The organism is Ralstonia sp. SA306, from assembly GCF_054792405.1.
Window position 1 is genome coordinate 2,367,393 of the sequence record NZ_CP096451.1, and the last position, 13,224, is coordinate 2,380,616.

Here is a 13,224-nt window from a genome sequence, read left to right on the forward strand (position 1 = left end):
GGGATGTGGAGGCTGGCCCGTGGGCATCAACTTCGATTTGACGGACTTGCAGGCGTTTCGCGCGGTGGTGGAGTTGGGCAACTTCCGAAAGGCCGCCGAAGCGATCAGCATTTCCCAGCCCGCGCTGAGCCGCCGGATCGACAAGCTCGAGAGCGCGCTGGGCGTGCCCCTGTTCGAACGCACCACCCGCAGCGTCACGCTCACCACGGTCGGCCGCGTGTTCGCACGCAGCGCAGAACAACTGCTCGACGATCTCGACGTCGCCCTGCTCGGCATCCGCGACGTTTCATCGAGCCGCCTTGGGCACGTGACCATCGCCTGCGTGCCGTCGGTGGCCTATTACTTTCTGCCCAGCCTGATTGCGACCTATCACCGCCGCTTTCCACGCATCAGGGTCAAGCTGCTGGATGCAAGCGCGAACGAGGTGCTCGGTGCGGTCATTAGCGGCGAGGCAGATTTTGGCGTGAGCTTCATGGGCAGCCAGGAGCCCGAGATCGAATTCAAGATGCTGCTGCAGGAGCGGTTTGTTGCCGCCTGCCGGCGCGATCATCCGCTTGCCCGAAAGAAGCGCGTGACGTGGAATGAGCTTTACGCGCACGAATACGTGTCAGTGGACAAGACGTCCGGCAACCGACTGCTGCTGGACCAGGCGCTGTCGGCCGTAGCGCCGCGTGCGCCAAGCGTGTGTGAGACGCGGCACGTCACCACCATGCTGGGGTTGGTTGAAGCGGGGCTTGGTGTTGCTGCGGTGCCATCGATGGCCATGCCTGGGAATGACCACCCGATTCTCACGAGCGTGCCGCTGGTCGAGCCGGTGGTGAACCGGCGCGTAGGCATTGTGAAGCGGCGCGGCCGGGCGCTCACGCCGGCCGCAGAGGAATTTCACCGGATGATCATTGAAGCAAAGCGTGGCGGGATGGCGAGCGATGCATAGCATGGGCCGCTTGGCCCATCGCCCCGCCGCCCTGCCTCAATGCGCAGTCACCGAATCGAGCCCGGTCGATTTCACGTCTGCCTGCACTCCAGGCGAAGCAAGATAGTCGAGTAGCGCCTTCGCTTCCTTCGGATGCTGTGCCCCAACCGGGATGCCCGCAGCAAAGCGCGTGACCGACTGCAGCGACTCCGGGATCTTTCCGACGAAGGTGGCACCCTGCACCGGCAGAAGCTCGCTCACTTGCTGAAAGCCGATTTCGTAGTCGCCGGTGGCCACCACCGATGCCACCGGAATGCGCGGGACCATCTTCGCTTTCGCCTTGACCTGCTCTTCAATGCCGAGCTTCTTGAACAGCTCGCGCTCGATATAGACGCCGCTCGCGCTGTCCGAGTAGGCAATCGACTTGGCATGCAGCAGCACTTGCTTGAGGCCCTCCGGCGAGCTGATGTCGGGCTTTGCCGCCCCTTCACGCACAACCATGCCGATGCGCGAGTCGGCCAGTTCCACGCGCGAGTCTGGAATGACCTTGCCTTGCTTGATCAGATCGTCGAGTGCGTAGCCGACCATGATGACGGCGTCGGCCGGCTCACCGCGCGCAAGCCGATTTGGAATCGCTTCGGGCGATTTGCCCATCGAGGGTCCAAGTGCGGTGTTGAGCGTGTTGCCTGTCTGCGATGCAAATTTCGGCCCGAGCATCTTGTAGGCGGCGGTAAAGCCACCGGAGCTCATGACGTGCAGCTCGGCAGCCTGAACGTTGACCGCAATGGCTGAGGTTGCGACGAGCGCGGCTGCGCACAGTTTCAAAAACAGAGTCTTCATGGTGATGGTCGTGCCAGGTCGTACGTGTTTGTGAGTATCTGGAGCGCGCTCTGCGTCAGTGGGCCGGAGCCAGCGTCACCGCGCGACGGCGATACAGCGTCAACGTCGCCAGGAGCGCGCACACAGCGGCAAAACTCATCCAGTAGCCGGGGGCGGCCTTGTCGCCGGTCATGTGGATGGCGGCCGTCGAGATGGCGGGGGTAAAGCCGCCAAACACTGCCGTCGCAAGGCTATAGGCAAGCGAGAATCCGGCAACGCGCACCTGCACGGGCATCACTTCCGTGAGCGCGACAACCATCGCGCCGTTGTAGATGCCGTACATGAACGACAGCCAAAGCAGCACGAGCAGCATGTTCATGAAGCTCGGCGCGTGAGCGAGGAACGAAAGCGCCGGATAGGCGGTAGCGATGGTGAGCACCGTCATGCCGATGAGCAGCGGCCGGCGGCCGATCCTGTCGGAGAGCGCGCCACCAATCGGCAGCCACACGAAGTTCGACACCCCCACACACAGCGTGACGAGCAGGCTGTCGGCCGTGCTCAGGTGCAGAACGGTCTTCCCGAACGTGGGCGCATAGACGGTGATGAGGTAGAAGCTCGTGGTGGTCATCGCCACCAGCATCATGCCGGCGATGACGACGCCCCAGTTTTGCACCAGCGTGCTGAGTACGTCCTTCATGCTCGGACGATGCTTGCGTGCCTTGAACTCCTGCGTTTCCTCAAGATTGCGGCGCAGCACGAAGATGAACGGCACGATCATGCAACCGACGAAGAACGGCACGCGCCATCCCCATGCGGCAATGGCCGGTGCGCTCAGCCATTGGTTGAGCGCAAACCCCAGGCCCGCCGCCACCACAATTGCGACCTGCTGGCTGGCGGACTGCCAGCTCGTGAAGAAGCCCTTGCGGCCCGGCGTAGCCATCTCGGCCAGGTAGACCGATACGCCACCCAACTCGGCGCCCGCCGAGAAGCCCTGCAAGAGGCGCCCGAGCAACACGAGCGCAGGTGCCAAGAGGCCGATCGTGGCGTAGCCGGGAACGAATGCGATCAGCACGGTGCCGCTTGCCATGATGGACAGCGTGACGATCAGGCCCTTTCGGCGGCCGACGTCGTCAATGTACGCACCGAGCACGACGGCGCCCAGCGGCCGCATGAGGAACCCGGCGCCAAAAACGGCGAAGGTCATCATCAGCGAGGCGAATTCGCTATCGGTGGGAAAGAAGACGTTGGCGATCTGTGTGGCGTAGAAGCCGAACAGGAAGAAGTCGAACTGCTCCAGGAAATTCCCGGCGGTGACGCGGAAGACCGCGGCGGCCTTTGATTGCCCGGTCGAAAGGCTGGACTGGGGGTGCATCGAGGTGTCTCCTGGAAGCCAAAAAAAGAATACGCCGTCGAACGGCGTTTGTCGTTTTGGCAATGTTCGCCGGGAGACCAACAAACGAGAAGTGCAATTTTCGGAAGAATTGATGTGCTTTGGTTATCAATCCCTTTGCCCTTCCTCGCGGGGTTTTCCGTCCAATTAGGCAAGCTGTGGAGGCGAATCACGGACCCAGCCTCCACATGGCAAGCACGTTCGATTACTGCTTGGCGGGTTCTGCGTACACGCGCTTGGCGAACGTTGCGATCGCATCCGCCATCGCCTTGGGCTGTTCGGGTGCAAATGCATGGCCTGCATTCGGCACCACAACCACCGTCACACGATCGCCCAGCATCGATTTCAGAACCTGCGAGAAGCGGCGCGGCGCTACTGCATCGTGCTCGGCCTGGAGGTCCAGGATCGGCGCAGTGCCAGCCGCAAAGTACGCATCCACCGGCGTCACGTTGCGGGCATGGGACTCCGCCTCATGCGTCTCTTCGTGCCAGCCATCGAGCCACACGCGTGGGTCATTGCCCGGCGCAAAGAAGGCCTGTCGCAGATACGCAAGGCGCTGCGCTTCCGAAAGACGCATATCACCCGCGCCGTCGATGGCTTTACGCATCTCTGCGTTGATCGGCTTTTCGGTCGAACCCAGCGGCACCTTGCCGGCCGAAGCCGCAACCAGAACGACGCCGCGCACCAGCTCGGGCCGATCCACCGCCACCATGCGTGCCGGGAAATTGCCCCACGCGTGGCCAACCACAACCGCCGGCCCTTGCTTCTCATGCTCGATCACGGAGGCCACATCGGCGGCAAAGGCATGCATGTCCAGATTGGTCATGGGCCCTTTGCTCTGGCCGATGCCGCGCGGCTCAGGACGCAACACGCGGAAGCCATCGGCGACGAGCTGGTTTGCAACCTGATCGTAATCGCGCCCCGAACGGCCCAGCGACGGCAGGATGACGATCAACGGGCCCTTACCTTGCCGCATCACCTCAATCTGCACGTCGCTGTACTTGACCAATTCACGATCGATCTGACCGGCATCCGTTGCAGCCAGTGCAGAGAAGGAAAGCATGACCGCAGCCAACGCGGTACAGCCGTACTTGATCAATTTCATGATGTTCTCCTTGGTGTGCTTGGTGTGGATAGGCATGCCACGCGGATGCGTCGGCCTGCGCGTTGTTGTGTTGACGAAATCAGGACGCGCCCGCATAGACACGACGAGCGAAGCGCGCGATGGCGCGGCTCATCGCCGCGGGCTGCTCGGGCGCCATGGCGTGCCCGGCATCGGGAATCACTTCCACCGTCACGCGGTTGCCCAGCATGGGCTTGAACACGTTGGGCACGACCACGGCGTCGTACTGCGCCTGCAGATCAAGCATGGGCACCGTGCCGCCAGCGAAGTACGCATCCACAGGCGTGACGTTGCGGGCATGGGCTTGCGCGTGGTGTGCATCCGAATACCAACCGCCAAGCCACGGCTTGGGGTCGTGGCCGGGAGCAAAGAACGCTTGGCGCAGATATTCCAGACGCTTTGCCTCGGGCAGCGCGAGGTTGCCGGAGCCGTCGATCGCTTCGCGCAACCGGCCATAGGGCTTCTCGTTGGAACCGGGCGGCAGCTTGCCGGCAGAGGCTGCGGCCATCACGAGGCCACGCACCAGGTCTGGCCGATCCACCGCCAGCATGCGCGCCGGCTGGCTGCCCCAGGCATGCCCCACCACGACAACGGGCCCCGTCTTTTCCTGATCGAGCACGGCGGCAACGTCGGCTGCAAACGCATGCATGTCGAGATTCGCCATCGGGCCCTTGCTCTGGCCAATGCCGCGCGGTTGCGGCCGCAGGACACGCAGCCCATCGGCTGCAAGCAGGCGGGCCACCTCGTCGTAATCTTCCGCGCCGCGCCCAAGCGACGGCAGGATGACAACAGTCGGCCCACTGCCCTGGCTGAGCGTTTCGATCTGCACGTTGCCACGGCGCACGAGCGTTCGCTGTACGTCTGCTCCGTTGTTTGGCGGCGCGGCGCACGCCGCCATCACCAAGGTCAATGCGGCGCCCAGAAGGCACTTCTGCAACGTCATGGAGTCTCCTTTTCCGGGATCTGGCCCGGTTGTTTTTTGCTTCGGGCAGCAGTTGCCCCTCGCGGCAGGAAACCCACCGCGATGCAACGGACAACGGCAACGAATCAGGCGATTTCTATTTGGTGGGGATCGGGTCGAGCCCCGTCTGGACCAGCTTGGCGGCGACTTCCGGAGAACGCAGATACGTGATGAGACCTTCAGCGGCCTGGCGCTCCTTGGCATCTTTTGCCACTGCAACGGCAATCACGCTCGTCTTCTGCACCTCGGCGGGCAGCGGCCCCACATATTGGATGCCGCCGAATGCCCGCAGCTCGCTGATCTGCTGCAGGCCCAGATCCGCCTCGCCGCGCTCAAGCGCCGAGCCGACCAGCTCCTTGCCCCGGATCAGCACGCTCTTGGTTTTCATCTGCTCGGCAATCCCGAGACGCGCGAACAGCGTGCCGGTGATGTAGGTACCGCTGGCGCCTTCCGAAAACGCCACAGACTTGGCCGCCAACAAGGTTTGCCGCAGATCGTCAACGGTCTGGATATTCGGCTTGGGCAAGCCCTTGCGCACTGCAACGCCCACGCCTGACGCCACCAGGTCAACGCGCGACTCCGGAATGAAGCGCCCTTGCTTCACTTGATCCGTCAAGGCGGCGCCGATCATGAAGCACACATCCATCGGCTCGCCGTTCTTGATGCGCATCGGCAAGGCGTCGGGCGAGGTGCCATAGGACGGCCCCCACGCGATGATCAGATGGTTGCCCGACTGCTGCTCGTACGCCGGTATGACCTTCTCGAAGGCCGCGTGCAACGCGCCGGTCGCCAGCACGTGCACATCTGCGGCCCAGGCGGCACTGGTGGCGGCAATGAGCGGTATTGCACAGAGGCTGCGCACTGCAAAGCGGCGCACGCTGGATTGGAATGGCATGTCGTGTCTCCTCGTTCGTTATTGGTGTAGGGGTGGCGCAGGGCTAGACTGCCCCGCGTGTGTTCACGTACAGGGCATAGAGCGATGTGGTGGACGCCATGAACAGGCGATTGAGGTGTCGGCCGCCGAAGCACAGGTTCGCGCAACGCTCCGGCAGTGCGATGTGACCGATCGCGGTGCCGTCGGGGGCGAACACGCGCACGCCATCAAGCTCTGCCGACCCCGTGCCCCAGCCGCACCACAGGTTGCCGTGCGCATCGACGCGAAAGCCGTCCGGCGCACCGTCCGCGGCGTCGATCAACACACGGCGCTCGCCAAGCGCATTGCCGTCGAACACGTCGAATGCCACGATCTCGCGCGGCCGCGCACGCGATGCCACCACATACAACGTCCGCTCATCCGGCGAGAACGCCAATCCGTTGGGGCCGAGCACATCGTCGGCAACACAGTCCAGTCGCCCGTCGCGCGGGTCGATCCGATAGATGCTGGCCGGCAACTGCGGCTCGGCAATCTGGCCCATGTAGTCGCTCACCAGGCCGAACGGCGGATCGGTAAACCACACTGCGCCGTCGCTTGCGACCACCACATCGTTGGGCGAATTCAGCGGCTTGCCATCGAACTCGCTGGCCAGCACGGTGATGCTGCCGTCGTATTCCGTGCGCGTGACGCGGCGCTGGCCGTGCTCGCAGGCAATCAGCCTGCCCTGCCTGTCGCGCGTCAGGCCGTTGGCCTTGTCTGAGGGCGCGCGGTATGTCGCCACCGCGCCGGAGGCCTCGTCCCAACGCAGGATGCGATCGTTGGGCAGGTCGGTCCAATAGATCGCCCCTGCGTCCCCAAACCAGACGGGGCCTTCGGCCCACCTGCAGCCGGTCCAGAGGCGTTCGACCTTGGCGTGCGGCAGACGGTAGTGCTCGAAGCGCGGGTCCAGGATACGCACGGCCGGATCTGGCGTGCGCAGGCTCGGCTGCCACCCATCGTTGCTCATCGCCGGCCCTCCTTGATGCGGCCCAGCAGCACCATAGAAAGCAGCGTTGCGAGAACCAGCATGGTGCCCATGCCGATCAGCCCGGCCTTGAACGAGCCCGTGGCGTCTTTCAGCCAGCCCACCATGTACGGGCCGAACAACCCGCCAAGGCTGCCCACCGAGTTGATGAACGCCAGCCCGCCGGCGGCGGCCTGCTTGTCCAGGAACGTGGCCGGGATGCTGTAGAAGCACGTGCGCACGGATGACAACCCCACCACCGCCACGGTCAAGCCCAGCATGGCCGGCACCAGCGCATCGGACGCAACCGACACAAAGAAACCCAGCGCCGCCACCGCACAGGTGATCACCAGGTGCAGAACATAGCGCTGCGTGCGCGCCACCACGCGTGCCCAGCCCAGCATCACCAGGGCGCCAACAACATAGGGCAGCGCCGTGGCAAAGCCCACCTGCGTGTTCGACAGGTGATGCGTCTTGAGGATGGTCGGCATCCACACACCAATGCCGAGAATGCCGATGATGTAGCTGAAGAGAATGGCCGTGAGCAGCCAGACGCGGGCGTCCTTGAGCGCCGGCCCGAGGCGATGCTCGACCGCTGCGCTGCGCTCCCGCTCGATGGCAGCCGCCAGGGCGGAGCGCTCCTCTGCCGTAAGCCAGGCTGCGTTGTCCGGCCGATCGGTCAGCATGCGCAGGCACAGCAGGCCCAGCACGCAGGCCGGCAACCCCTGCAGGATGAAGAGCCATTGCCAGCCGTGCAGCCCGAGCCAACCGTCCAGCTCCAGCATCGATACCGACAGCGGCCCGCTGAACACGGACGACAACGGAATAGCAGCGAGGAACCAGCCCATCATGCGCGTGCGATACCGCGACGGAAACCACAACGTCAGATAGAAGATGACGCCGGGAAAGAACCCCGCCTCGCCAATCCCGGCGAGCAAGCGAATCGCCGCATAGCTGTTGGGGCCCACGGCAAAGCTGGTGGCGGCGGCAAACAAACCCCACGTGATCATGATCCGCGCCAGCCAGCGACGTGCGCCGTAGCGATACAACGCCAGGTTGCTCGGCACCTCGAACAGGCAATAGCCCACGTAGAAGATGCCGGCCGCCAGGCCAAACTGGGCCGCGCTCAGGCCCAGGTCGCGGTTCATGGTCAGCGCGGCAAAGCCGACGTTGGTCCGGTCGAGATAGTTGACGAAGTAGGCGAGCGACAGCAGCGGAACCAGGCGCCAGGCGGCCTTGCGGCAGGCGCTCTGCTCAGCAGTGTGCTCTGCCTGGGCGGCATCGATAAACGTGGCTTGCATGGCGATGCCTCAGAAATAGAGCCGTTGCGGGTTATGAACGAGCACGGCTTCAGCCGCTTCAGCACCGCAGGCTTCCTGCACGAACGCAAGCAGGCTGCTGTCGTCGGGCACGTCGCCCTTGATGTTGGGGTGCGGCCAGTCCGTGCCCCAGATGGCCCGCTCGGGCGCCGCCTGCACCAGCCGCCTGACCAGCGGCAGCGCTGCAGTCCATGGCGGCGCTGCGCCTTGCATCAGGCGGTCGACACCGGAGAGCTTGATCCACCGATTGTCTTTACGCAGATGGCGCTCCAGCTCGCGCACGGCGGCTTCATCCAGCGGGCGGGTCGCATCCTGCCGGCCCATGTGGTCGATCACCAGCGGCACGTCGAGGTCTTCCCACGCATCGAGCACCGGCAGAAGCTGATCCAGTTGCCCATGCAGCAGCACGTGCCAACCCATCGGCCCAACGCGCTCGGCGAGTTCGCGCAAGCGGTCCAGATCACGCTCGCCCGGCAGGTGGCCCATGAAGTTGAAGCGGATGCCGCGGACGCCGCCCTCGTGCAATTCGCGCAGGGCGTCGTCACTCGTGGTGTGGTCGACCAGCGCGACGCCGCGATAGCGCCCGTGCGTCATGGCCAGCGCCGACAGCAGCGCACGGTGATCGGACTGGTAGCACGCCGCCTGCACCAGCACGCCGTGCGTGACGCCCAACTGCTCATGCAACGCAAGCAGTTGCGTCATCGGAGCTTCCACCGGGCGATACGACGCGTCGGCGGGCAGCGGAAACGCGTCCCAGGGCCCATAGATGTGCGTATGGCAATCCCACACGCCACCGTTCAGCTCGCCTTGCATGGTCAGTCGCACCGCGCCGTCATGCCGCCATCGACCACGACTTCGGTGCCGGTGACAAAGCGCGCCTCGTCAGACGCCAGGAACAGCGCGGCATGCGCGGTGTCACGCCCGTCACCCATGAAGCCGAGCGGAATGCGAGCGAGCCGGCTTTCGAGCAGCTTGTCGACGTCGCCGCCGGAGCGCTGGCCGGCCAGGCGCACTTCCACCATGGGCGTATGCAATTGGCCCGGCACCACGGTGTTCACGCGGATGCCCTTCTTCGCGTACTCGACGGCCACCACCTTGGAAAGCTGGATCACGCCCGCCTTGCAAGCGGCATAGGCCACCTGCGCCGAGCCCGTCCAGCGGATGCCGGATGTTGAAGCCGTATTGACGATGGCGCCACTGCCCTGCGCTTCCATCACGGGCAGCACGTGCTTGCAGGTCAGATAGACGCTCTTGAGGTTGAACGCAACCTGTGCATCCCACTTGTCTTCCGACAACGCCACAGGGCCGCCGGCAGCGGAGCCGCCAACGTTGTTCACCAGGATATCGACGCGGCCGTACTGCTCCACGCAGGCATCGACCATGCCTTTGACGGCCGTAGTGTCGGTCACGTCGCAGGTGTACGGCGTGACCTCACCACCCGCCTCGCGCACGCGGCGCAGCGTTTCTTCCATGGCTTCGAGGTTCTTGTCGACGGCGAATACGCGTGCCCCAGCCATCGCAAACAGCACGGCCACGGCGCGGCCGTTGCCCCAGCCCGGCCCGACGCAGCCCGCGCCAGTCACGATGGCTACCTTGCCTGCCAGTCGGCCCGCAGCCGTGGCTTGTTCAAATTCGGTCGTTGCTTGCACAGTGAATTCCTTGTTGCTTGTTGCTGTTACATCGGCAGTTGCGTCGGCAGTTCCGGCGTCGCACCGGCCGGCGCGGGCACGTTGAATGCCTTGATGGTCATGGAGATGAGCGTGTAGTAGCCGGCAATGCCAACCAGATCGACCACGCCGCCCTTCCCAATGGCGTCAACCAGCTCGGCGTACAGGCCGTCGTCCACTTCGCGCTCGGCATGCAGTTGCGTCAGGAAAGCGAAGACGAGCGCCTCGTCGCGCTGCTCGAACGCCGGGTTCATGCCGTCACGAATGGCGTCGATCACCGCCGGCGACACACCGGCTTCCAACGCGAACGGCTTGTGCGCGGCCCATTCGTATTCCGCCAGCCAGTAGCGGCCCATGAACAGGATGGCCAGTTCGGACAGGCGCGGCGGCAGGCTGCTGTCGTAACGGCAGTAGCGTCCGAGCGCCTGTGCGCGGTCGGCCAGCAGCGGGCGATGCAGCCAGACGGCCAGCGGGCCGCGCACACCCTTGCGGGGGCCGTTGGCAATGGCGTCGTAGACGGCGCGCTGGTCTGCGTCCAGCGCATCAGGATCGAGGGCGGGAATGCGTTGCATGTTGGTGTTGCTCAGTGCTTAGTGGCTTAGTGGGTCAGCGCGTCTTGCGCAACCGCAGCCTGTGCGGTGGGCTTCTGCAGCTTGAGGAGAGAAGAACGGGCCTGCCCGCCGGTCTCGCGATGGAACGCTTCGGCGTCGAACGCACCTTCCCAGCGGGCGATGGCGAACACCGCCACGGTGTTGCCCACCACGTTCACGAGCGCAGTGGCAATCGCCATCACGCGGTCGATGCCGAACAACAGCCCCAGGCCGGCTACGGGCAGCGAGCGCACCGATTGCAGCGTGGCCGCCAGCTTGACGAACGCCCCGCCGGCAACGGTGGTCCCGCCCTTGGAAGTGAGGCTCAGGATGGCGAGCAGCCCGAGTTGCTGCCACAGCGAGAACGGCGTGTCCGTCGCCTGCGCAATGAAACCCACGGCGATGGCCATGTAGATGGAGGTGCCGTCGAGGTTGAAGCTGTAGCCGGCGGGCAGCACGAACCCGACCACGGCCTCATCACAACCTGCGCGTTGCAGCTTCTCAACCAGACGCGGGAAGGCCACCTCGCTTGATGCCGTGCCGAAGATCAACAACATCTCGTCGCGAATCAGCTTGAGCACGCTGAAGTACGGCAGGCCGATCATCCACGTAATCGAACTGAGCACGCCGAACACGAACAGCAGCGACGCGGCGTAATACAACACGATGACCTTCAGCAGATAGAGCAGCGTCACGCCGCCATAGCTGCCCACGGCCGCAGCCATGGCACCGAACGCGCCGAGCGGTGCCAGCTTCATGATGAAGCCGAGCATGCGAAACAGCACCTTCTGCGCTTCATCCATGCCGCGCAGCAGGACTGAATCCGGCCCCACCGAGAGGTTCAGCGCCAAACCCGCCAGGATGGAGATGATCAGCACCTGAACGATGTCGCCCTTGGCAAAGGCATCGACCAGCGTGTGTGGAATCAGGCTGAGCAGGTAATTGACGGCCGAGATGCCGCCGGCGCCGCTGGTGGCCTTCACAGCATCGGCGCTTTCGGCAAGGTTGGTGGCATGCAGCCCCACCCCGGGCTCGAACACGTTGACGAGCACAAAGCCCAGCACCATGGCCACCGTGCTGACCACCTCGAAGTACACCAGCGACTTCACACCCATGCGGCCCAGCATGCGCAGGTCGCGCACATGCGCCAGGCCCTGCACCAGCGTGCAGAAGATGATCGGGGCCAGCATCATCTTCAGCAGCGCGATGAACGCCTGCCCGATGGGTTTCATGGCAACGGCCCACTGCGGCGCGGCGATGCCGAGGACGACCGCACACGCCAGGCCGATCAAGACCTGCACGTGCAGCTTCTTCAGATGTTTCATGGTGTCTCCTGCGTCCAGTCATTCAGCGCTCTGCCGCTACCAGGCGGCACCAGCGTGCTGGACTTGTCTTGCTTGAAAGGCGGTCGTCGCTGGGGGCGTGAACGCCGTCTCCGCTACGCGTTGGGTGATTTGTTATTTGTAGAAAGCATAGATTGACGGTCTTTTCTTGACAAAGACCATGTGAACATACAAATCTATGCCGACACGGCATATCTCAACGCAAGCATGGACATCCGAGAACTCAAGAGCTTCATTCGCGTGGCGCGTGCCGGCAGTTTCAGCCGCGCAGCCGCCGAGCTGTACATCGCGCAACCCGCGCTGAGCCGGCAGATTGCAAAGCTGGAGGCAGAGATTGGCGTGCCGCTGCTGGTTCGGCATGGCCGGGGCGTCCGGCTCACCGCGGCGGGCTCGCGTCTGCTGGAGCGCGCTGAAATGATCACCCACCTGCTCAGCGAAACCAGCGAAGACGTACGCGCCAGCGCGGACGAGGAGCGCGGGCATCTGGCTGTTGGCTTGCCGCCGACCATGGGCGCGCTGATCGGCGCCGATCTCGTCCAGGACTTCCGGGCGCAGTGGCCTCGGGTGTCACTGCACGTGCGAGAAGGCCTGAGCAGCTCGCTGCAGGAGTGGGTGCTGGATCGGCGCGTTGACCTTGCCGTCGTCTACAACCAACCGCCGCTGGATGCGTTCCTCGTGCGCCCTTTGTTCAGCGAGCCCATGATCCTCGTGGGGCCGCCTGGCTCAGAGACCGACAAGCGCGAATACCAGATCCGCGACCTGGCCAGCATTCCGCTGATCTTGCCCGGCCTGCCGCACAGCAACCGGCGCCTGGTCGAACAGGCGGCGATCCAGCACGGTGTGCGCCTGCGCATCGCCCTGGAAGTCGACAGCGTGTCGCTGACCAAGCAACTGGTGAAGGCCGGCGCCGGCTATTCGATCCTGACCTACATCGCGATCAAAGAGGAGATCGCGCGTGGTGAACTCGTTGCGCATCGCATCGGGCGTCCCGGCATCCGGTCGAGCGTGGCGATCACGACCTTGCGCGAGAATCCCCCTTCCCGCTTCGCCGCTGCCTGGACCGCACTGCTGCAAGACAAGCTCAAGCAATTCATTGCGTCGGAATCGTGGAAAGCCGATGTGGTCTGGCCGAAGGACGGTGCTCTCTGAGCACACCTGAAGCGCACGTGTGATTCGACGAGCGTCCCACGGCGTTCTCGGCAAAAGAAAACGCCAACCCGCG

The 13,224-nt window shown here is 64.3% G+C and carries 13 protein-coding genes; 2 read left to right on the top strand and 11 right to left on the bottom strand.

Annotation, left to right across the window (positions count from 1 at the left end):
• Positions 1 to 19 precede the first annotated feature (19 nt).
• Complete coding sequence (locus M1D44_RS11325; protein ID WP_024976481.1) at positions 20 to 934, top strand: LysR family transcriptional regulator; 915 nt, start codon at positions 20 to 22, stop codon at positions 932 to 934.
• A gap of 36 nt (positions 935 to 970) precedes the next feature.
• Here M1D44_RS11325 and M1D44_RS11330 read toward each other — a convergent pair whose 3' ends face one another.
• From M1D44_RS11330 to M1D44_RS11380, 11 genes are all read right to left on the bottom strand, one after another.
• Positions 971 to 1,753, bottom strand: coding sequence for a substrate-binding domain-containing protein (locus M1D44_RS11330; RefSeq protein WP_024976482.1), 783 nt, complete (start codon positions 1,751 to 1,753; stop codon positions 971 to 973).
• A gap of 55 nt (positions 1,754 to 1,808) precedes the next feature.
• Positions 1,809 to 3,104, bottom strand: coding sequence for an MFS transporter (tcuC, locus tag M1D44_RS11335; RefSeq protein WP_024976483.1), 1,296 nt, complete (start codon positions 3,102 to 3,104; stop codon positions 1,809 to 1,811).
• Between the two features lie 223 nt (positions 3,105 to 3,327).
• Positions 3,328 to 4,227, bottom strand: a complete 900-nt coding sequence (locus M1D44_RS11340; RefSeq protein WP_316853209.1) for an alpha/beta fold hydrolase — start codon at positions 4,225 to 4,227, stop codon at positions 3,328 to 3,330.
• Positions 4,228 to 4,306: 79 nt separating this feature from the next.
• Positions 4,307 to 5,188: an alpha/beta fold hydrolase gene (locus M1D44_RS11345; RefSeq protein ID WP_316853208.1), complete on the bottom strand. Its 882-nt coding sequence runs from the start codon at positions 5,186 to 5,188 to the stop codon at positions 4,307 to 4,309.
• 115 nt (positions 5,189 to 5,303) lie between these two features.
• Positions 5,304 to 6,101 (bottom strand): substrate-binding domain-containing protein, encoded by a 798-nt coding sequence (locus tag M1D44_RS11350; RefSeq protein ID WP_112185690.1) that lies wholly within the window; start codon positions 6,099 to 6,101, stop codon positions 5,304 to 5,306.
• Between the two features lie 43 nt (positions 6,102 to 6,144).
• Positions 6,145 to 7,086 (bottom strand): SMP-30/gluconolactonase/LRE family protein, encoded by a 942-nt coding sequence (locus M1D44_RS11355; RefSeq protein WP_316853207.1) that lies wholly within the window; start codon positions 7,084 to 7,086, stop codon positions 6,145 to 6,147.
• Positions 7,083 to 8,384 (bottom strand): MFS transporter, encoded by a 1,302-nt coding sequence (locus tag M1D44_RS11360; RefSeq protein ID WP_316853206.1) that lies wholly within the window; start codon positions 8,382 to 8,384, stop codon positions 7,083 to 7,085. Before M1D44_RS11360 ends, M1D44_RS11355 begins: the two co-directional genes overlap by 4 nt.
• Before the next feature lie 9 nt (positions 8,385 to 8,393).
• Positions 8,394 to 9,215, bottom strand: coding sequence for an amidohydrolase family protein (locus tag M1D44_RS11365; RefSeq protein WP_316853205.1), 822 nt, complete (start codon positions 9,213 to 9,215; stop codon positions 8,394 to 8,396).
• A 2-nt stretch (positions 9,216 to 9,217) separates the two neighbouring features.
• Entirely contained in the window at positions 9,218 to 10,051 is an 834-nt protein-coding gene (locus M1D44_RS11370; RefSeq protein WP_024976490.1) for an SDR family NAD(P)-dependent oxidoreductase, read from the bottom strand.
• A gap of 26 nt (positions 10,052 to 10,077) precedes the next feature.
• Positions 10,078 to 10,641 (bottom strand): carboxymuconolactone decarboxylase family protein, encoded by a 564-nt coding sequence (locus tag M1D44_RS11375; RefSeq protein WP_316853204.1) that lies wholly within the window; start codon positions 10,639 to 10,641, stop codon positions 10,078 to 10,080.
• A gap of 26 nt (positions 10,642 to 10,667) precedes the next feature.
• Positions 10,668 to 11,984, bottom strand: coding sequence for a cation:dicarboxylate symporter family transporter (locus M1D44_RS11380; RefSeq protein ID WP_316853203.1), 1,317 nt, complete (start codon positions 11,982 to 11,984; stop codon positions 10,668 to 10,670).
• Positions 11,985 to 12,209: 225 nt separating this feature from the next.
• Between M1D44_RS11380 and M1D44_RS11385 the strand changes: the two genes are divergently transcribed.
• Entirely contained in the window at positions 12,210 to 13,151 is a 942-nt protein-coding gene (locus M1D44_RS11385) for a LysR family transcriptional regulator (protein WP_439007806.1), read from the top strand.
• Positions 13,152 to 13,224: the final 73 nt, after the last annotated feature.